Here is a 20,009-nt window from a genome sequence, read left to right on the forward strand (position 1 = left end):
TGGAAGACGCGTAAACACTATTTTTTAGTTTTGTTGTTTTGCGGCACTGTAGATGTGGATGCTGGCATTGCGTAAGCTTGCTTGGCTTGGCAAAATGCAAGTTTTTAGTTGCAGCTCTACGGCCTGAATTTTGTTGATAATTTAACTATAATAAAAAAGAGCGATGGATACCATTCCACTAAATACTGCCAAGACGAGTGAATTTTCCAGCTCTAGCCGTTTGCTGATACTGCAAAGTCTGGTGCCTATCGCCACTAACCTGGTTTCTTCGCAAATTGAGGCATTTGCTGGCCGCCTGACTGAGGCCTTGTTCAAACTGTCTGACCAAACCGTCAGGCCGGAAGAGGTAGCCAGCAGTTTTGCTGCCTACCAGCAATTGAAGCGCAATGGCACGACCTTTTACCGCCTGGTTGCCGGGCAGGTGAATGCCGCCCTTGCCAAGGAAGTCAGCGTCGTCAATACCCGCAAACGTGCCAGAACGGATGAGGGCAAGCAGGATTTCTCCCTGGTCAGTTTTGAAGAAATGGAAAGCAAGGTACTCAGCCGCAACTTGAGTCAGTCGCTGGAAGTCAATAATGCCGAGCAACTGGTGGCACTGAATGTGCGCATAGGCCATGTCTTGCGTCGTACCCCCATCAGCGTGTCGCAAAATCCCTTTCGTCCTGAGCTATTTGTCAAAGCTGTCCACCAGGCCTGGATGGAACTGGAGCCCAATCCCGAAACGCATCACCTGATATTGCGCTTGTTACAGCCTGAGCTATTCTTGCAATTGGGCGCAATTTATCGTGAGTTGAATCTGGCCTTGGTTGAGCGCGGTATCTTGCCTGAACTGAATGATGGTTATCGTAACAAACAGAAAAAGAATATGATCTCTGGCTCTGAAGATATTAGCGATCGCGATCCCTATCTGGAAAACAAGCTACGTAATATTTTCTCGGGCAATGCCCCGCCCGGCTCATTTGGCAATACGGTGACTGGCGGTGGCGGTGGCGGTGGCGGTGGCGGTGGCGGTGGATCACCTGCCATGGACGGCGGCGGCATACCTTTTACCGGTGGGCAGGATGGGGGCGGCAATGGCTTTGGCTCAGGCCAGGGTGGCGGCGGTCATGGCGGCGGCAACGCCCCTGACATGGTGACTATAGATAGACAGTTTTTCGACTATCTGACCAGTGTACAAAGAGACTTTAATGCCAATCCCATGCCCATGGATACCTTGCATTTGCGGCAATTATCGCAGCAGCCCAATGCTGGCGGCCTGACGCATATAGATCAAAGCACCATAGAGTTACTGGCGCGTATTTTTGATTATGTCTTCAATGACAAAAGCATACCGGCAGATATCAAAAACCTCATCAGTCAGTTGCAGATACCCACCCTGAAGGTCGCTTTGCTGGACAAGGATTTCTTTTTCAAGGAAAGCCATCCAGCACGGGTATTGATCGATACCCTGGCAAAATCCAGCGTCCTGCTCAATAGCGACACCACGGCAGAAGACCCTCTCTATCAAATGATAGAGGGCATAGTCGAGCGGGTGCAGCAGGATTTTGACCAGCAGATAGAATTGTTTTCTGACGTTGTTGCTGATCTTGAAGCTTTCCTGAAAGAAGAAGAGCAGCAAACTGAGGTCGCCATCAGCGAGCCAGTAGCCGTTGCGTTGAAGCAGGAAAAAATGCGCCTGGCGCGTGAATTTGCCGAAAACGATGTCGCCATCCGGGTGGAAACCGGTGAAGTGGCTGGTTTTCTGGAAACTTTCCTCAAGGAGCAATGGATCAGGATCTTGACGATCTCGCATAACGTCAAGGAAGAAAAACCCAACGCCCTGGAAAATGCTCTGAGGACGATGGATGACCTGATCTGGAGCCTGAAACCCAAGAATAGTGCAGAAGAGCGCAAGGAGCTGGTCAGCAAGCTGCCAGCCATGCTGTCGCTACTGAATGCCTGGCTCAATGCGATCAAATGGGATGAGCCTGAGCGCGTCATCTTCTTTTCCAAGCTGGCCGAGCGGCATGCTGCCATTGCCCGTGCACCACTGGAATTCTCACCGCGTCGCCAACTGGAAATTGCCGTTAATATCGCCCAGCGCGCCAGTGAAAAACGCCTGAACCGCCATGTGCAAGATCAGATAGAACAACCAGTCGATGAGTGGGCACGTGTTATAGAATCTATGGAACGCGGTATCTGGGTCGATTTCACACGGCAAAATGGCGTGACTACCCGCTTCAAACTGGCCTGGGTCAGCCCCAAGCGTACTCGCTACATCTTCACCAACCGCCAGGGGCATGATGCCTTCTCGGTATCCAGTGAAGAGTTGATCACCCAGTTCCGCGAAGGCAGGGCCATACAAATCGTCGCAGAATCGGTAGTCGACCGTGCCCTGGTAGAGGCGCTACGCGATCCTCCTGCAACATAATCACAATGACAGGCTCTAGCCTGTCATTGTGCATGGATCTGCTGGTTTTATAGCCAGCTTAGATGGTCAGCTCAGTTGGTCAGCTTACTGATTGACGGTCAATTCCACTTTACTTGTACTACCATTCTTGCCCGGGAAGTCTTTCAAGGCACTGTCCATCAGGTAAGGCAGATAAAGCGAAATTTCAGGATTCAACTGCTCAGAGCTGGCCTTGATGTCAGCCAGTTTTTTATTGCCATTCATTTCCGTTATGCGGATTTGCAACTGGTGCAGATAGGTACTACGCATGCTGATATCCATCCAGCCTCTGGGGTAACCAGGCCAGCCCCAGTAAGGTGGATAGTAAATATAATGGCGGCGATAAATGCCACGGCTGAAATGCAGGCCCCAATACGGGTCATAGATGCCGGGTTGCCAGAATGGTGAATACTGGATTTCCCTGAGTGTCGTAGCGTACTGCAATTCGACCTTCAAGCTCGGGCTTGTGCCCACAGTAACTTCCTTGAACCCCAGGTTTTGCAAGCGGCTGCGCAGCAAGTCTTCATATAATTGATGCTCGGGATTGTTTTCCTGGCCCGGGGCACGTTCAAAAATATATGATTTATCCTGAGTGCTGCCTGGCCACTCATGGAAGACGCTGACCTGGCTACTGAATGTCGTCGCGCAACCGCTCAATATCAGGCTGCAAACCAGGGTAAGAAAGAGGCTTAATTTTTTCATGTTCTACTCCTTGATGCTGATGTGTGTCATCCCTCCATGATATGCCCGATTGGCCAATATTGTTGCTCTTACTGTAACGTGTTGTAACGATTTTGTGACTGTCTGTGTTATAGATAAAGTCAGACATAAATGGATAGATAAGTTGATAGATAAGTTGATAGATAAGTTGATAGATAAGTTGATAGATAAGTTGCGGAATATCGACGTGGCTGACAATCGCCTAAAGATATTCTTTGATTTGCTACGCTTAGTCAGGAATTGTGAGTATAAAATCCACAATTTGACCAAACTTTCTGTGCTAATTGGGGTCTATTCAGACTACTTTTGTACTTGTAATGACACAGCTTGGTAAAATGGTGGTCTTTGCAGGGTCCATAAGACTTTGTCATTCAACTTATTTTCGCGAGATATTCCATCCATGCGTAACGATACTGCCAGCAAGCCAGAGACAATTTTTCGTAAAGACTATATAGCCCCGGGGTTTTGGGTAGACACCGTAGAGATGGGTTTCGACCTTGATCTGAGTGCTACTCACGTAGCCACCCGCATGACCATGCGCCGCAATCATGATAGCAGCGAGAAAGACCTGGTTTTGTTTGGCGAATCCCTGAAATTGCTGCAACTGCGCATGAATGGCGTGAACCTCAAAAAGTCTGCTTACAAGATAGAAGGCGAGACCCTGCGCATCGCTAATGCCCCGGACGAAGTCACGCTGGAAATCGAAACTCTGATCAATCCGCTCAAGAATACCTCTTTGTCCGGCCTGTATGCATCCAACGGTAACTTTATTACCCAGTGCGAGGCAGAAGGTTTCCGCAAGATCACCTGGTTCCCTGACCGTCCTGATGTCATGGCGAAATACACCGTTATGCTGCGTGGCGACAAGAAAAAATTCCCTGTGCTGTTGAGCAATGGCAATCTGATAGAAGAAGGTGATCTCGGTGATGGCCGTCATTTTGCCAAGTGGGAAGACCCGTTCAAAAAACCTTCTTACCTGTTCGCTCTGGTGGCTGGCAAGCTGGTTTGCCAGGAAGAAGACTATAAGTTGAAATCTGGCCGTAAAGCCTTGTTGCAAGTCTGGGTAGAAGACGGCAATCTGGACAAGACTCAACACGCCATGGATTCCCTGAAGAACAGCATACGCTGGGATGAAGAACGCTTTGGCCTGGAGCTGGATCTGGACCGCTTCATGATCGTTGCCACTGGCGACTTCAATATGGGCGCGATGGAAAACAAGGGCTTGAATATTTTCAACACCAAGTTCGTGCTGGCAAATCCATCTATCGCTACTGACGTTGACTATGCAGGCATAGAATCCGTCGTTGGTCATGAATATTTCCATAACTGGACCGGCAACCGCGTCACTTGCCGCGATTGGTTCCAGTTGTCGCTGAAAGAAGGCCTGACGGTTTTCCGTGACCAGGAATTTTCTGCCGACCTGGTAGGCACAGCCACAGGCCGTGCCGTCAAGCGCATAGAAGATGTACGTCTGCTGCGCCAGGTACAGTTCTCTGAAGATGCAGGCCCTATGGCCCATCCTGTACGGCCTGATTCTTTCGTAGAAATCAATAATTTCTACACTGTCACGATTTATGAAAAAGGTTCAGAAGTCGTGCGCATGTATTACACCTTGCTGGGCCACGATGGCTTCCGCAAAGGCATGGATCTGTATTTTGAACGTCATGATGGCCAGGCCGTTGAATGCGATGACTTCCGCGCTGCCATGGCAGATTCCAGTGGCCGTGACCTGACACAGTTTGAACGCTGGTATAGTCAGGCCGGCACTCCACGCGTGAAGGTGGAAGCGACTTATGATGCAGAAGCGCAGACTTATTCCATCACCCTGAGCCAGTCTTGCCCGGCTACACCAGGCCAGGCAGAAAAACTGCCTTTCCACATCCCGGTTGCCATGGGCTTGCTGGGTGCAGATGGCAAGGATATTCCTTTGCATAGCGCTGCGTACGAAGCACAGGCTGGTGCGACCAGTCTGGTGCTGGAATTGACAGAAGCCAGCCAGACTTTTGTATTTACGGGTGTTAGCAGCAAACCAGTACCATCCCTGTTGCGCAATTTCTCTGCACCAGTTGTGCTGGAAATCGACTACAGCGATGAAGAACTGGGTCTCTTGCTGGCCAATGACAGTGACCCTTTCAATCGTTGGGAAGCAGGCCAGCGCCTGGCCACCCGTCGTTTGGTCAAACTGACGACTGCAGTACAGCAAGGCGAAGAACTGAGCCTGGACAGCATGTTCATCGAAGCCCTGCGCGCTACCCTGAACGATGCCAGCCTGGACCCAGCTTTCCGTGAGCTGGTGTTGACACTGCCATCCGAAGCCATGATCGCTGAAGAATTCAAGGTCGTAGATCCACAAGCCATCCATACCGCACGCCAGTTTGCCCGCGCCACCATCACAGAACATCTGCGCGCTGATTTGCTGAGTGCTTACGAAGGCCATCTGACCCCAGGCAAATACAGCCCGGATGCAGAATCCATGGCTAAACGTGGTTTGAAAAACCTGGCCCTGTCTTATCTGCTGGAATGGTCGGACGAATCTACTTTTGAGCTGGCAAAAACCCAGTTTGACGAAGCAGAAAACATGACTGACCGCCTGGCAGCTTTGACTGCACTGACTAACTTCAGTGGCAATGATAAGCAAGCCAAATCGGCAGCCAAGTCCTTGAAAGCCTTTTATAAAGACTTCAAGAAAGAAGCCCTGGTCATCGACAAATGGTTCATGTTGCAGGCAACTGCACGTACTACGGATGTTGCCAAGGTGCGTGAGTTGATGACGCACCCAGCCTTCACACTGAACAATCCTAATCGTGCGCGCAGTTTGACGTTTGCTTTCTGCAATGCCAATCCGTCCCGCTTCCACGCCGCTGATGGCAGTGGTTACGCCTTGTGGGCAGAACTGGTGATTGCACTCAACAAGCTCAATCCACAAGTCGCAGCACGCCTGGCACGCAGCATGGACCGCTGGAAAAAATATCCAGAAAGCCTGCAAACACATATGAAGGCAGCACTGCAAAAAGTTGCAGATACCAAGAAGCTGTCGAAAGACGTGCTGGAAGTCGTCAGCAAGGCACTTGCTTCTTGAATAAATATTTACAAGAATTACTGAAAAAATCGAGAGATCAACATGAAACGTGTAAGCCTGACCCAATACCTGGTCGAAGAACAACGGCTGAATAATTCGATACCGGCAGAGCTACGCCTGCTGATCGAAGTCGTCGCGCGCGCCTGCAAGACCATCAGCCATGCAGTAGGCAAGGGCGCATTAGGTGAAGTGCTGGGCACAGCCGGTAGCGAAAACATCCAGGGCGAAGTGCAAAAGAAGCTCGACATCCTGTCGAATGAAATCCTGCTCGAAGCCAATGAATGGGGCGGCCACCTGGCAGCCATGGCATCGGAAGAAATGGAAAGCATACATCCGATACCGAATCGCTATCCTCAGGGCGAATACATGCTCTTGTTTGATCCACTCGATGGCTCCAGCAATATCGACGTGAATGTTTCCATCGGTACCATCTTCTCGGTATTGAAAGCACCTGACGGCATGGGCAAACCAACCGAGCAAGACTTTTTGCAGCCAGGCAGCAAGCAAGTCGCCGCTGGCTATGCCGTATATGGCCCGCAAACGGTCTTGGTTCTGACGACAGGCAATGGCGTTAATTGCTTCACCCTTGACCGTGAAATGGGTTCATGGGTGCTGACACAACGCAATATGCAAATCCCGACAGATACTAAAGAGTTCGCCATCAATGCCTCCAATACCCGTCACTGGTATCCACCAGTCACGCGCTATGTCGATGAAATGCTGGCAGGCAGCACTGGCCCACGCGGCAAAGAATTCAATATGCGCTGGATCGCCTCCATGGTCGCTGACGTACACCGCATCCTGAACCGCGGCGGCATCTTCATGTACCCGGCTGACAAGCGTGAACCGGACAAGGCAGGCAAACTGCGTCTGATGTATGAAGCTAATCCCATGTCCTTCATCGTCGAACAGGCTGGTGGCGCATCGACAGATGGCAAGCAACGTATGCTGGATATCCAGCCAGAAAAACTGCACCAGCGTGTGGCGGTGTTCCTGGGTTCAAAAAATGAAGTGGAAAGAGTGACGCAATACCATCAGGAATGATGGAGTCATGATTCTTAAAAACGCGAAGTGTGAGCTTCGCGTTTTTTTATGGTTACTCCTGATTTGAGTAAAGACCTCTCAACACAGAGGCACAGAGACACCGAGAAAGACAAGAGAAAATCTAAATACCTTTTAAAAGAGTTTTGGTTTTCTCTGTGCACCTCTGTGTCTCCGTGCCTCTGTGGTGAGTTTTTTGGTCTTATATGTAAAACGACCTAATTTGCAATAAATTCCATATTTGACATATCGTAGCCCCAAGCGCATGCTGATATAACTTTTTCATTTATCGCCAGCCTGGAGTCAGACATGCCCGCATACCGTTCCCGTACCACCACCCATGGCCGCAATATGGCCGGTGCCCGCGCCCTGTGGCGTGCGACTGGCATGAAAGATGGTGATTTCGATAAGCCTATCGTTGCCGTCGTCAATTCATTCACCCAGTTCGTGCCTGGCCATGTGCATCTCAAAGACCTGGGCCAGATGGTGGCGCGGGAGATAGAAGCGGCGGGTGGTGTAGCAAAAGAATTCAATACCATCGCCGTGGATGACGGCATCGCCATGGGCCATGGTGGCATGTTGTACTCACTGCCTTCACGCGAATTGATTGCTGATTCTGTTGAATACATGGTCAATGCCCACTGTGCTGATGCCATGGTTTGCATCTCCAACTGCGACAAGATCACGCCCGGCATGCTGATGGCCGCCATGCGTTTGAATATCCCTGTCGTGTTTGTCTCCGGTGGCCCCATGGAAGCGGGCAAGGTGCTGGAGACTTTGCATCCCAAGCAGACTGGCGAACAAAGGATAGTGAAAATCGATTTGGTCGATGCCATGATCAAGGCCGGCGACAGCAATGTGTCGGATGAAGAGATAGGCCGTATAGAACGTTCTGCCTGTCCTACCTGTGGTTCCTGTTCTGGTATGTTTACGGCAAATTCGATGAACTGCCTGACCGAAGCACTGGGTCTGTCCCTGCCAGGCAATGGCACGATTTTGGCGACGCATGCCGACCGCAAGGAATTATTCCTGCGCGCAGGCCGTCTGGTGGTTGAGCTGGCCAAGCGCCATTATGAGCAAGATGATTATTCCATCCTGCCACGCTCCATCGCCAACAAGGCAACCTTTGAAAACGCTATGGCACTCGACGTGTCCATGGGCGGTTCTACCAATACTGTCTTGCATTTGCTGGCTGCTGCGCATGAAGCAGGTGTGGATTTCAAGATGGCAGATATCGACCGCATCTCACGCAAAGTACCTTGCCTGTGCAAGGTCGCGCCGATGACCGATAAATACCATATTGAAGATGTACATCGCGCTGGCGGCATTATCTCTATCCTCGGTGAACTGGCACGCGCGGGTTTGCTCGATACCACACGCCCTACCGTGCATAGCCCGACCATGGCAGATGCGATTGCGCAAAACGATATTGCCGTGACTGACAATCCCGCGATACGCAAACTGTTCAGTGCCGCACCGGGTGGCGTGCCTACCCAGACTGCCTTCTCGCAAGACAAACGTTTTGACAGCCTCGATATTGACCGTGAAGCTGGCTGCATACGCGACAAAGCCCATGCGTATTCGCAAGATGGTGGCCTGGCGGTCCTGTACGGCAATCTGGCAGAAAAAGGCTGCATCGTCAAAACCGCAGGTGTTGATGAAAGTATCTTGAAGTTCACAGGCAAGGCCCGTGTGTTTGAAAGCCAGGACTCTGCGGTAGAAGCTATTCTTGGTGACACCGTGCATGAAGGCGATGTCGTCATCATCCGTTACGAAGGCCCTAAAGGTGGCCCTGGCATGCAGGAAATGCTGTATCCAACTTCGTATATCAAATCCAAAGGTCTGGGCAAAGCCTGCGCTTTGTTCACTGATGGCCGTTTCTCTGGTGGTTCTTCCGGCCTGGTCATCGGCCATGCCTCACCAGAAGCTGCTGAAGGTGGAACCATAGGCTTGGTGGAGGAGGGCGACATCATAGAGATCGATATTCCGGCCCGTACCATCAATCTTAAAGTCAGCGACAACGATCTGGCTCAACGCAGAACCGCCATGGAAGCACGCGGCCCACAAGCCTGGCAGCCAGTAGACCGTGAGCGTTATGTCTCACAAGCCTTGCAGGCGTATGCTGCTTTGGCCACATCGGCTGACCGTGGCGCGGTCAGGGATATTACGCAGTTGCAGCGTAGATAAAGTTTTAATGTAAGCAGCTTGTCTGCTTGCTAAGCTGAGAGAATGAGGGCACCCTGAAAAGCAGGTGCCCTTTTTTTCGTGGAAACCCTCTACTCCGGCAGCTACTTGCTTTTAAGGATGCTGACCCTATATAGCTACAATTAGGTTTGATTAAGAATAAAACGCCCGTTCGCAGTGGCAGGTAGAAAATGCCTGTCTCGTTTATACTCTAGCCTTGGCTGGTGTTATCAAAGCCACTGATGGCGCTATGCCAGGCAATAATCCATAAAAAGAATCCGCGAGAATTGTATGTTAAGCAATGACCAGCCTGTCAAATTAAGTAAGCAGGCCCTGGAATATGTTGATTCCTGTAATCTGCCCACGACCTGGGCAACTTTTCGCATGCATGCTTTTGTCGAAACGGCAACGGGCAAAGAGCATATCGCCCTGACTCTCGGCGATGTAGCTGATGGCCAGCCCGTGCTGGCGCGCATACATTCAGAATGCCTGACCGGTGATGCCTTGTTCAGCAAGCGCTGTGACTGTGGCCCGCAACTGGAACTGGCCCTGCAAAAAATCGCTCAGGAAGGGCGTGGTGCTTTGCTATACCTGCGCCAGGAAGGGCGTGGCATAGGTCTGCTCAACAAGGTGCGTGCCTATCATCTGCAAGACGACGGTGCTGATACAGTGGAAGCCAACCAAAAACTAGGCTTTGCCGCCGACCTGCGCGACTATAGCCTGTGTGACCCCATGCTCAAGCATCTGGGCATAGAATCTGTACGCCTGATGACCAATAACCCGCGCAAGATTTCTGCGATGGAAGGTATGAATGTCAGGGTGGAGGAGCATGTCCCCTTGATCGTCAAGCGCAATCCCTATAATGAGCGCTACCTGAGTACCAAGGCGACCAAGCTGGGGCATTTGATACAGCCAGATTTATAAGCGCTTGCTAGTCGCAGTGCAGGTTTATACTTCAACCGCTTCCTGCAGCTTCTCAAATTCTATGGCAGCCTCTGCCAAAACTTCATCGAATAAAGCCTGGTCCAAACCCAGGCTTTCCCATGATTGGCCGGTGATTTCTGGCGGTGCCAGGTCGGGTGTCGTGGTTACCTCAAGTGCATGGGCTATACCATCTGCCACATGGATGATGGTCGCCAGAAAACCCAGGCCGGGCTTTTCAGGATGATGGTGGCCAGCGATGGCCTTGATCATGACTTCTGAAAAATTCCATTGTACCGCCAGGGTTTCGCCAACCAGGGCGTGATCAATTCCCAATACCTGCTTTTCAGTTTCATATTGCGTCGTTTGCAATTCCTGGCGTTGCGCCAGCACTTGCTCGTAAGCTTCGCTATAGCAGGTCGCCAATACCAGCGCGCCTATGTCATGCAACAGGCCAGCCGTGAAAGCCACATCGACATTGAAATTGAGCCGGCGCGCCAATATGCGGGCAGCGATGGCAACAGCATTTGAGTGTCGCCAGAATTCCTTGTGATTAAATCCCCGGCAATTATTTTCAGGAAAGCAGCCTGTCAATGCCGCAGTCATGACGATTTGCCGCACCGTACTCAAACCCAGTAATGAAATCGCCTGCTGCACCGTGGTCACCCTGATCATGGTGGCGTAATAGGGGGAGTTTGCATAGCGCAAGGTCTTGGCGGTCAGCGCCATATCATGGCTGACTTTTTGTGCCAGCTCATGAATATTCAATTCTTCATCATCGATGTTATTGAGCAATTCCATCACGATAGCTGGCAAGGTCGGCAAGTCCTGGACACTGTCAATAATCTGGGCAAGAGAGATGGGATTCATAAACCTGGCTCCTATGAAGAATATTTCTTATAGCTTGCCAGAAATATGAGAAATGAACTTGTATATTTCTTATCTGTGTCAATTTGCTACAAAAAAATAAGGAAAATAAACAGTGAGAGCTGCGATGCCCGGCCGGTCCTGCAAACTTGCCATCGCATGATTTCACAGCCAATTGAAATCTTTGACAAAGGATGAATTATCAATTATTGTATTAGCCAATTAGTTAATTGGCTAATTAACTTAATGTATTTGATGTTTCACCTTCAATGCATTTTTGCAGTGACGCTGATGTGGCCCAAGCAGGCTATTCTCTACCTGGAATTCTTCTATGAAAACAGTGCAATTTCCTATTCCTGATCTGGCCTGCCATCGCGTGCAGGCATCGGATGTGCTTAGCGTGCGAACAGGTAAAGTCAATTATTCGCCTGTGAAATCCATCTGGTTTAGTGGCATGCTACTGGCTGCGGTGGCAGGCGGTCTGCATTATTTCTCCTGGACAGCCTTTGCGCTATTCATCGTTACTGCTGCAGTGGTTTTGCTATTTGGCCATTCGCTGGGTAGTCACCGCAAACTCATACACAATAGTTTTGCCTGTCCCTTATGGCTGGAATATCTTTTGGTTTATCTCGGCGTGCAAGTTGGCCTGGCCGGGCCTATAGGCTTATTGCGGCAACATGAATTGCGCGACTATGCACAGCGCCTGCCTGATTGCCATGATTATCTGCGCCATGGACGCAGTATCTGGGTCGACGCATGGTGGCAATTGCATTGTGATTTGCAGTTGCAGCACCCTCCGACAATCTACCTGGAAGCATCTATAGCAAATGATGGCTTTTATCGCTTCCTGGAAAAAACCTGGATGCTGCAACAACTACCAATCGCCTTGCTGTTTTATGCCTGGGGTGGCTGGGCATTTGTCTTCTGGGGTGTTTGTGCCCGCGTAACGGCGACCGTCTTTGGTCACTGGTTCATCGGCTATTTCGCCCACAATCATGGGCCTATGCATTATGAAATCCAGGGGGCTGCAGTGCAGGGCCACAATATACGCTTCGTCTCTTTACTGACCATGGGTGAATGCTGGCACAACAACCATCATGCCTATCCAGGTTCTGCCAGACTGGGTTTGGCGGAGGGGGAATGGGATCCAGGTTGGTGGGCTTTGATGCTGCTACAGAAAATGGGCCTGGCATCCAATCTGAAGCTGCCTGCTGATTTGCCATTTCGACCTGAGTTGCATGTACATTTGCATACACAATTAAGCCAGAGTTCGCTTCATGCCAGTCGGGAAAGTATAGAAAAGGAATCGGGCAGAGAAACGACGGTTCAACATAGTGAGAGAATGATATGAGCGAAGACAAAAAGCAGCCACCGCATCTGATGGAGATACCAGCCGCTTCATTGGATAATGAAGACGAAGAAATTATGTTCACTCCGTCAGGTAAAGAGGTGGCATCGGGTAAAAAGACTTTGCCATTTTCAAACTGGGTTCCTTTGTTGGCTGGGGCAATGATAGGCATTATCTTGCGCCTGGTTTTTTCAGGGAAGCCTGAGACTGCTTATACTGCGATGGCTGGTTCTTTTGTCTTGTTGGTGCCTATGGCAGTTGGTGCAACGACGGTCTTTGTTGCCGAGCGTAAGAGGCGAAGGAGCTGGAGTTTTTATATTGGCGGCCCCATCATTGCCAATTTCCTGTTTGTGCTTGGAACAATGGCGATTTTTATTGAAGGGGCAATCTGCGCCATCATTATCATCCCTCTATTTGCCCTGGTCGGTGCGTTAGGTGGCTTGCTGATGGGCGTGATCTGCCGTACCACTAACTGGCCAAAACAGGCTGTGGGAAGTTTTGTGTTGCTGCCACTGCTATTGGGCATCATCCCGCCTGGCGAGCCTGACCTGCAACGCATTGCCGTGCTGGAGAGGACGATACTGGTACAGTCGACACCGGAGCAAATCTGGCATCAATTGCACCATGCAGAAAATATACGACAAGATGAGGTCGGGCAAGCCTGGATGTATCGGATAGGTGTACCCTTGCCGGTCGCCGGTGTTACTCATGAAACTGCAACTGGTTTGGTGCGTAGTATCAGGATGAACAAGTCAGTTTATTTTGACCAGGTTTCCACTGACTGGGTAGAAAATCAATATGTGGTCTGGCGCTATCATTTTTATCCTGATTCTTTTCCGCCAAATGCGCTTGATGATCATGTCATGATAGGTGGTCGCTATTTCGATATCCTGGATACGACTTATTCCCTGAAACCTCAGTCTGCACGAACGACGGAATTGAAGATACAGATGCGCTACAGGGTCAGCACAGAATTTAACTGGTACGCCGATCTCATCGCCAGAGTATTGATTACTGATTTTGAAGAAGTTATTTTGAACTTTTATCAAAAAAGAGCCGTGGAAAGTGATCATCATAAGACGACATCCAGCATGGAGGTACAGGCAAGCCAGTAAGGATAAGTAGGTTTTACTATGCAGTATTTTTTCTCAATAAGACAGACAGGTATTTTCACACATTAAAGTGCCACTGGATTTAGAATCACTGCTTTGCATAGCTAAGGGTTAAATGTGATGTTTTCTTTTAATACATCCAGTGTTACCAGATTTTCTTGTTTGCTGGTGATTGCTGTTGCACTATCTGCCTGTGGTGAAAAACAGGCAACAACTGCGTCGGCATCATCGTCCGCAGAGAGTGCTGTTGCTTCCGCAGTGGCGGCCAGTACCCCAGCGATAAAACCAGCAGCCCAGGCAGCCAAGTCGGAAACTGCTGACAGTTTCATAGTCAACCTGCAAGCGGCCATGAAGACCTATGACGAACAGGCTTTGCGCAAATCAATAGATGAATTTAATGCTCGGCAATTGAAGTCACATGGAGTAGAAAAAGCAGGCGAAGATTTGCCCCCTTTGCCTGAAGGCGTAGTGCAGCTTGAATTTGAAGACCTGGGAGAGCATGTCTTGCTGCAATTGCGCGAAGTGCGGACTGCGCATAGCGATGATATTGATGCAGGCGTGGATCAATTTCGCTCTGTCTTTTTCGCGAAAAGCGACATGAAAAAATTGACAGAGATCGCTAGCAGAAGCCAGGCTTTGCCTGAAACCAGTATGCGTATTGCCATAGGCAGCCAGCAAAGTTGCCTGGGCGAGGCACCTGGTGATGGCTATGCTATTTTTGACTTGAAACAGAATGCCAAAACCTATCTGGCTGAAAAGTTTCAGGATCAGGCGCAAAGCTTTGAAGTGAAACCTGTCAAGCCAGGCACGATACAGTTATTGACACGCAGTGAATCTGATTTCAAAGGCAATAAAAAAGATGCGCAACAATGTGAAGTTGGTAGCTGGGTCGATGTATTGGAAACGACTTATACCATCAACTGCGACGCTAAGGCTGGCAAATGCACTACCCAGAAAAAGCAGAGAACCTTCCCTGCTTGCAGTGCGATAGGCGCTTGTGATTAAAGTCCGGCCTCAAGCTATCTTTGGCACGAGGCGCTTTTCACTGATACTGGCCTTGGCTCTTTCCAGCATGTCAATGGCGGCAGGGCCACGCAGCAGGGTAACAGCCACTGCAAGTGCATCAATATAAGTCAGATGGGCGAGGCGAGAAGTCATGGGGGTGTAGATGTCGGGGTCTTCTTCCACGTCTACGCCGATATGCACATCGGCCAGTTCTGCCAGCGGGCCGCCACTGGCGCACAATACCAAAATCTTGGCACCAGCCTGTTTCGCCAGTTGCACGCTGTCGATCAGGTCACGGGTGCGGCCTGTACGTGAAAATGCCACGACGACGCAATCGCTATTCAACAAGGTGGCGGATTGTGCCTGCAAGTGGGCATCACAAAATACGGTAGTCGGTATGCCAAAGCGAAAGAATTTCAACTGTGCATCAATTGCCAGCGCACCAGAATAACCCAGGCCATAACATTCTATGCGGCGTGCTCGTGCCAGCAGGCTGACTGCGGCTTCAAAGGTGGCCGTGTTGGCATTATTACGCGCTTCCATGAGTGCAGCGATGGTGCGGTCAAATACCTTGGGCAAGACATCGCGTACATGGTCAGCCTGATTGACATCCAGATGCAAGAATGGGATGCCGGTGGCCAGGCTCTTGGCGAAGGCTAGCTTGAAGGTCTTGAAACCATCAAAGCCCAGGCTTTGGGCAAAGCGGGCAACCGTGGGTTCACTGACATCACAAGCCTGGGCCAGAACCCGTATCGACATTTCCAATGCATCATGCGGTTTTTGCAGTAAAAATTCTGCCACCTGCCGCTCAGCTCGGCTCAGGGCTGTGCTGGCAGTGCGTATGCGTGCCAGTAAACCTTTTTCAGGAGGAATATTGGGCTTATTGTCAGAGAACGGATTGGCCATATACATGAGTTTTACGGGCACCAGAAAACATCTATGGTACAGCCAGCTTCACGCAACAAGGACGCAACCGGCAGATTATTTTCTTTCGCCTGTTCCAGCACCTGACGTTTTTCTGCGCCAGTGATGACCAGCCAGATGCGTTTGGTATTCAACAAACGCGGCAAAGACAGTGACATGCGGCTCTGCCGGGTTTGCGGATGCACAGCTGCCAGGCAGGCCAGGTCATCATGCTGAGTAGGCGCACCAGGGAAGAGGGAGGCGATATGCCCATCCGCCCCCATGCCCAACAGGACAGCGCTGAAAGCTTGCGGCAATTGTTCATTCAGGCGCACATTGATGGCTTCTGTCGCTACTTCCGGCGTGCTTGATGCATTTTTCAAGGACACCAGTTGCCAGCGCTTGTCTGCAGCAGAACCAGACAGGCAACGACGGAACAAGCCTTCATTGCTTTGCGTGTCCTGGTCCGGCACCCAGCGTTCATCGGTGGCCACCAGCTTGATGGGATTATGCGCATCTATATTCGACATCAACTGGTCCAGGCGCTGATACACGGGCGCAGGTGTGGAGCCGCCAGCCAGGGCAAAGCTGCTGCCGTCAGGCGTGGTCTGGATAACGTCCAGCCATTGCTGGCTCAGGGCTTCGGTCAGTGCTGTGAAGTTTTCAAAAGTGTGATATTTCATGGTCATTTTATCGCTTAGCTTTCAACGAATTCTTCACCCCAGGCTGCACCATGCTGTGCCAGCAAATAACTGGCGGCAGATGGTCCCCAGCTACCGGAGATATACGATTTGAGACCTTCGCTATCATTTTTCCAGGCGCTCATGATAGGGTCTATCCAGGCCCATGCCGCACTCAATTCATCATCGCGCACGAACAGGGTCAGATCGCCATGCATAGCATCCAGCAGCAGACGTTCATAGGACTCTACACGTCTAGAGGTTGATACTTCAGCAAAATCCAGGTTCAGGGCAACATCAGACAGGCGTATGCCTTCGCCTGGTTCCTTGGCCTTCATATACAGTTGTACGCTTTCTTCCGGTTGCAGGGAAATCACCAGACGGTTAGAACGCAAAGGCCCTTGTGATTTGCCGAAAATGGAGTAGGGAATAGGTTTGAAATTGATGGTGATTTCTGCGCTGCGGCTGGCCATGCGCTTGCCTGTACGCAGGTAGAAAGGCACACCAGCCCAGCGCCAGTTATCGATCTCGGCACGGATGGCAACAAAGGTTTCTGTGCGTGAAGATGGCGGTACGCCAGGCTCATTCTGGTAAGCGATAACCGGTTTGCCATCGACAGCACCGGCACGGTATTGGCCGCGCACGGTTTTTTTGCTGACTTCATCAGGCGTGAACTTGTGCAGGGCGCGCAAGACCTTGACTTTTTCATCGCGGATGGCGTCAGGGTTGGCATTCACCGGTGGTTCCATCGCGACGATGGAGACCAGTTGCAGCAAATGGTTTTGTACCATGTCGCGCAGGGCACCAGTGTGGTCATAAAAATCACCGCGTGACTCAACACCTACTTGTTCAGAAATGGAAATTTGCACATCCTGTATCCATTTGCGGTTCCACAAAGGTTCGAGGAAGGAATTGGCAAAGCGCAGCGCCAGCAGATTTTGCACCATCTCTTTACCGAGGTAATGGTCAATACGGTAAATCTGGTTTTCGTTCAGGTAAGAACGCAGGGACTGGTTGATTTCCTTGGCAGACTGGGCATCGCGACCCAGCGGTTTTTCTACCACCACGCGGGCATTACCCTCGACCAGGCCATGCTTCGATAATTGCTCTACTACAGGAATAAAGATGTCCGGGCCAGTCGCCAGATAAAACAGGGTGGCGTTGGTTTCGCTGGTTTGCAGGCTGCCTTTGAGTGCTGCAAAATCTTCCGGGATACGTGCGTCGATTTTTGAATAATGCGTGGTCGCCAGAAAGGCAGCACGTTTTTCTTCTGTCGCACCATCTACATCAGACGCATAAGATTCTATGGCGGTAGCGACACGCACACGGAATTCTTCATCCGTCAGTTTTTCACGGGCTGCGCCGATGAATTTGAAATCCTGATCCAGCCTGCCATTCACAAATGCGCTATACAAAGCAGGGATGATCTTGCGCTTGGCAAGATCGCCAGTGCCGCCAAATAAAACAAATGTGGTCATGCTGACTCCGTGTTGTGTCGGTTGTTATGTTGGGTGCAACACAGACTGTAGGTATATGTTCCCGTATGTTCTGTGTGTTGCGGGGTGCTAATGGGATGCTAATTGGTCTTGCTGGGCTTGCTGTTTCTTTGCACTGCTTTTTGCATGCATTGCAAAAGATGTACTACATTGATGATAGTGATTTATCTTGATTATGACAGAAAATATTCAGAAATGTAGTTTCATTACGATAAATTTGATGTTTTTGCCAAAAAAAACAGCTAAATATCAAAATACTGAAAGTTTGTTACAAAAATGAAGGGATTTATGCTATCTTTGTTGGCATTGATTCAGTATTACGACAGCTTTCTTATTTTTCGCCCGAACGGGTTACAGGTGTTATATGACGACATCCCCATCCACTGCGTTGCATCCTGTTATCGACAAGGTCACACAGCGCATTACCGAGCGCAGCAAAACCATGCGCTCTACCTATCTTTCCCAGTTGGAGCAAATGCGTGGCCGTGGCCCGCGTCGCGCCAGTCTGTCTTGCGCGAATCAGGCGCATGCCAATGCGGCCATGGACAGCGGCACCAAGATCTGGCTCAACCAGGCGCAAAAACCCAATATCGGCATCGTTACTGCCTACAACGATATGCTGTCGGCGCACCAGCCCTATGAACATTACCCGGCACAAATACGCCAGACGGCCCTGCGCTTTGGCGGTACTGCTCAGGTTGCCGGTGCCGTGCCTGCCATGTGTGATGGTGTGACACAGGGCCGCCCCGGTATGGAGCTCTCGCTGTTCTCTCGTGATGTGATTGCCCAGGCGACTGCTGTGGCGCTGACCCATGATGCCTTTGATGCGACGCTTTGCCTGGGCATCTGCGACAAGATCGTGCCTGGCCTGCTGATAGGTGCGCTGGCCTTTGGTCATCTGCCTACCATCTTCATACCAGCAGGCCCCATGGGTTCTGGTTTGTCGAACAAAGAAAAAGCCGCAGTACGTGAACGCTATGCCCAGGGCAAAGCGACCAAGGAAGAATTACTCGCCGCAGAAAGCGCCGCCTACCATAGCGCAGGCACCTGTACTTTTTACGGCACAGCTAACAGCAATCAGATGTTGCTGGAAGCCATGGGCCTGCATTTGCCAGGCGCTGCCTTTGTCCACCCTGGAGATCCATTGCGCAGTGTGCTGACAGACGCAGCAGTAGAGCGTGTCCTGCAATTGACAGAGCAAAGCGGCAATTACAAACCGATTGGCCAGCTGGTCAATGAAAAAACCATCGTCAATGCCGTCATCGCCTTGCTGGCGACGGGTGGTTCCACCAACCACACTATCCACTGGATAGCGGTGGCCCGTGCTGCTGGCATCATTATCGACTGGCAGGATTTTGATGAACTGTCATCGGTTATACCTCTGCTGACGCGTGTTTATCCTAATGGTACGGCTGACGTGAATGCCTTTGAAGATGCCGGTGGCCCAGTGTTTGTGATACGTGAACTCTTGTCGGCTGGCCTTATGCACGCAGATGTCATGACAGTCTATGGCGATGATGGTTTGAACTCACACACCAGCCGCCCAGTATTGACTGAAGAAGGCAAGGTCAAATGGGAAGCTTTGCCAGCAGAATCGACCGATAAAACAGTGGTACGTAATGTGACTGATCCTTTCGCACCTACCGGTGGCCTGCGTTTATTGCATGGCAATCTGGGACGTGCCATCGTCAAGGCATCTGCCGTACCTGAAGATGCATGGATCATCAAAGCACCAGCAAAAGTATTTGAATCTCAGGATGCCCTGGTCAAAGCGTATAAAGCAGGCGAGCTGAATATGGACTTTGTTGCTGTGGTCATCTTCCAGGGCCCACAGGCGAATGGCATGCCGGAGTTACATCAGTTCACGCCCGTGCTGGGTAGCCTGATGTCGGCTGGGTATAAGGTTGCATTGGTGACGGATGGCCGTATGTCCGGTGCATCCGGCAAAGTACCAGCGGCCCTGCATGTCAGCCCGGAAGTGGCACAGGGCGGCCCTCTGGGTAAAGTGCGTGATGGTGATGTGGTCGAGCTCAATGTTCACACTGGCGAATTGCGTGCCCTGGTGGATGCTGATGTCTGGTCACAACGCGCCGTGCGTGAGCTCAGCAAGGAAGTCACTTTTGGTTATGGCCGTGACTTGTTTGCTGCCCAGCGCCGTGTCGTGACTGCGCCTGAGCACGGTGCATCCACTCTTTTCATCGATTAATTTTCTAAAAGCGAAACCC

Annotated in this window: 15 protein-coding genes; 9 read left to right on the top strand and 6 right to left on the bottom strand. The window is 50.8% G+C overall.

The window, feature by feature from the left end:
- Positions 1-163: 163 nt before the first annotated feature.
- Positions 164-2,410, top strand: a complete 2,247-nt coding sequence (locus ACO0LF_RS00785) for a DUF1631 family protein (RefSeq protein WP_423011025.1) — start codon at positions 164-166, stop codon at positions 2,408-2,410.
- A gap of 84 nt (positions 2,411-2,494) precedes the next feature.
- On the opposite strand, the gene ACO0LF_RS00790 is transcribed toward ACO0LF_RS00785, so the two are convergent.
- Complete coding sequence (locus tag ACO0LF_RS00790; RefSeq protein ID WP_423011027.1) at positions 2,495-3,130, bottom strand: DUF4136 domain-containing protein; 636 nt, start codon at positions 3,128-3,130, stop codon at positions 2,495-2,497.
- Positions 3,131-3,548: 418 nt separating this feature from the next.
- Here ACO0LF_RS00790 and pepN point away from each other — a divergent pair, with 418 nt between their 5' ends.
- The 4 genes from pepN (at position 3,549) to ribA (ending at position 10,376) form a co-directional block, all read left to right on the top strand.
- Positions 3,549-6,227 (top strand): aminopeptidase N, encoded by a 2,679-nt coding sequence (gene pepN, locus ACO0LF_RS00795; RefSeq protein ID WP_423011029.1) that lies wholly within the window; start codon positions 3,549-3,551, stop codon positions 6,225-6,227.
- A 42-nt stretch (positions 6,228-6,269) separates the two neighbouring features.
- Positions 6,270-7,271, top strand: a complete 1,002-nt coding sequence (locus ACO0LF_RS00800; protein WP_423011031.1) for a class 1 fructose-bisphosphatase — start codon at positions 6,270-6,272, stop codon at positions 7,269-7,271.
- A gap of 306 nt (positions 7,272-7,577) precedes the next feature.
- Positions 7,578-9,455, top strand: coding sequence for a dihydroxy-acid dehydratase (ilvD, locus tag ACO0LF_RS00805; protein WP_423011033.1), 1,878 nt, complete (start codon positions 7,578-7,580; stop codon positions 9,453-9,455).
- 288 nt (positions 9,456-9,743) lie between these two features.
- Positions 9,744-10,376, top strand: coding sequence for a GTP cyclohydrolase II (gene ribA, locus ACO0LF_RS00810; protein WP_423011035.1), 633 nt, complete (start codon positions 9,744-9,746; stop codon positions 10,374-10,376).
- 24 nt (positions 10,377-10,400) lie between these two features.
- On the opposite strand, the gene ACO0LF_RS00815 is transcribed toward ribA, so the two are convergent.
- Entirely contained in the window at positions 10,401-11,243 is an 843-nt protein-coding gene (locus ACO0LF_RS00815) for an HDOD domain-containing protein (RefSeq protein ID WP_423011037.1), read from the bottom strand.
- 328 nt (positions 11,244-11,571) lie between these two features.
- Here ACO0LF_RS00815 and ACO0LF_RS00820 point away from each other — a divergent pair, with 328 nt between their 5' ends.
- Both ACO0LF_RS00820 and ACO0LF_RS00825 read left to right on the top strand, forming a co-directional pair.
- Positions 11,572-12,591, top strand: coding sequence for an acyl-CoA desaturase (locus ACO0LF_RS00820; RefSeq protein ID WP_423011039.1), 1,020 nt, complete (start codon positions 11,572-11,574; stop codon positions 12,589-12,591).
- The gene (locus ACO0LF_RS00825; RefSeq protein ID WP_423011041.1) at positions 12,588-13,703 is read left to right on the top strand and encodes an SRPBCC domain-containing protein; all 1,116 of its coding nucleotides are present in this window, start codon (positions 12,588-12,590) and stop codon (positions 13,701-13,703) included. The genes ACO0LF_RS00820 and ACO0LF_RS00825 overlap by 4 nt, the downstream gene beginning before the upstream one ends.
- A gap of 101 nt (positions 13,704-13,804) precedes the next feature.
- On the opposite strand, the gene ACO0LF_RS00830 is transcribed toward ACO0LF_RS00825, so the two are convergent.
- Entirely contained in the window at positions 13,805-14,029 is a 225-nt protein-coding gene (locus ACO0LF_RS00830) for a hypothetical protein (protein WP_423011042.1), read from the bottom strand.
- Positions 14,030-14,048: 19 nt separating this feature from the next.
- Here ACO0LF_RS00830 and ACO0LF_RS00835 point away from each other — a divergent pair, with 19 nt between their 5' ends.
- Positions 14,049-14,705, top strand: a complete 657-nt coding sequence (locus ACO0LF_RS00835) for a hypothetical protein (RefSeq protein ID WP_423011044.1) — start codon at positions 14,049-14,051, stop codon at positions 14,703-14,705.
- A 9-nt stretch (positions 14,706-14,714) separates the two neighbouring features.
- On the opposite strand, the gene ACO0LF_RS00840 is transcribed toward ACO0LF_RS00835, so the two are convergent.
- Genes ACO0LF_RS00840 through zwf form a run of 3 tightly spaced genes read right to left on the bottom strand, consistent with a single transcriptional unit; the run spans position 14,715 to position 17,766 of the window.
- A complete protein-coding gene (locus ACO0LF_RS00840) occupies positions 14,715-15,632 on the bottom strand; it encodes an SIS domain-containing protein (RefSeq protein ID WP_423011046.1) in 918 nt (305 codons plus the stop codon).
- The gene (pgl, locus tag ACO0LF_RS00845) at positions 15,623-16,291 is read right to left on the bottom strand and encodes a 6-phosphogluconolactonase (protein WP_423011048.1); all 669 of its coding nucleotides are present in this window, start codon (positions 16,289-16,291) and stop codon (positions 15,623-15,625) included. Before pgl ends, ACO0LF_RS00840 begins: the two co-directional genes overlap by 10 nt.
- Before the next feature lie 14 nt (positions 16,292-16,305).
- Positions 16,306-17,766, bottom strand: coding sequence for a glucose-6-phosphate dehydrogenase (gene zwf, locus ACO0LF_RS00850; RefSeq protein WP_423011050.1), 1,461 nt, complete (start codon positions 17,764-17,766; stop codon positions 16,306-16,308).
- Positions 17,767-18,148: 382 nt separating this feature from the next.
- Here zwf and edd point away from each other — a divergent pair, with 382 nt between their 5' ends.
- Positions 18,149-19,990: a phosphogluconate dehydratase gene (edd, locus tag ACO0LF_RS00855; RefSeq protein WP_423011052.1), complete on the top strand. Its 1,842-nt coding sequence runs from the start codon at positions 18,149-18,151 to the stop codon at positions 19,988-19,990.
- The last annotated feature ends 19 nt before the right edge of the window (positions 19,991-20,009 follow it).

The organism is Undibacterium sp. Di27W (genome assembly GCF_049340345.1).
Lineage (GTDB): Bacteria > Pseudomonadota > Gammaproteobacteria > Burkholderiales > Burkholderiaceae_D > Undibacterium.

What these genes read in the sequence shown, in the direction of transcription:
- ACO0LF_RS00785 (WP_423011025.1), top strand. Translation starts at nt 164, where the DNA reads ATGGATACCATTCCACTAAATACTGCCAAGACGAGTGAATTTTCCAGC.
- ACO0LF_RS00790 (WP_423011027.1), bottom strand. Translation starts at nt 3,130, where the DNA reads ATGAAAAAATTAAGCCTCTTTCTTACCCTGGTTTGCAGCCTGATATTG.
- pepN (WP_423011029.1), top strand. Translation starts at nt 3,549, where the DNA reads ATGCGTAACGATACTGCCAGCAAGCCAGAGACAATTTTTCGTAAAGAC.
- ACO0LF_RS00800 (WP_423011031.1), top strand. Translation starts at nt 6,270, where the DNA reads ATGAAACGTGTAAGCCTGACCCAATACCTGGTCGAAGAACAACGGCTG.
- ilvD (WP_423011033.1), top strand. Translation starts at nt 7,578, where the DNA reads ATGCCCGCATACCGTTCCCGTACCACCACCCATGGCCGCAATATGGCC.
- ribA (WP_423011035.1), top strand. Translation starts at nt 9,744, where the DNA reads ATGTTAAGCAATGACCAGCCTGTCAAATTAAGTAAGCAGGCCCTGGAA.
- ACO0LF_RS00815 (WP_423011037.1), bottom strand. Translation starts at nt 11,243, where the DNA reads ATGAATCCCATCTCTCTTGCCCAGATTATTGACAGTGTCCAGGACTTG.
- ACO0LF_RS00820 (WP_423011039.1), top strand. Translation starts at nt 11,572, where the DNA reads ATGAAAACAGTGCAATTTCCTATTCCTGATCTGGCCTGCCATCGCGTG.
- ACO0LF_RS00825 (WP_423011041.1), top strand. Translation starts at nt 12,588, where the DNA reads ATGAGCGAAGACAAAAAGCAGCCACCGCATCTGATGGAGATACCAGCC.
- ACO0LF_RS00830 (WP_423011042.1), bottom strand. Translation starts at nt 14,029, where the DNA reads ATGAAACTGTCAGCAGTTTCCGACTTGGCTGCCTGGGCTGCTGGTTTT.
- ACO0LF_RS00835 (WP_423011044.1), top strand. Translation starts at nt 14,049, where the DNA reads ATGAAGACCTATGACGAACAGGCTTTGCGCAAATCAATAGATGAATTT.
- pgl (WP_423011048.1), bottom strand. Translation starts at nt 16,291, where the DNA reads ATGAAATATCACACTTTTGAAAACTTCACAGCACTGACCGAAGCCCTG.
- zwf (WP_423011050.1), bottom strand. Translation starts at nt 17,766, where the DNA reads ATGACCACATTTGTTTTATTTGGCGGCACTGGCGATCTTGCCAAGCGC.
- edd (WP_423011052.1), top strand. Translation starts at nt 18,149, where the DNA reads ATGACGACATCCCCATCCACTGCGTTGCATCCTGTTATCGACAAGGTC.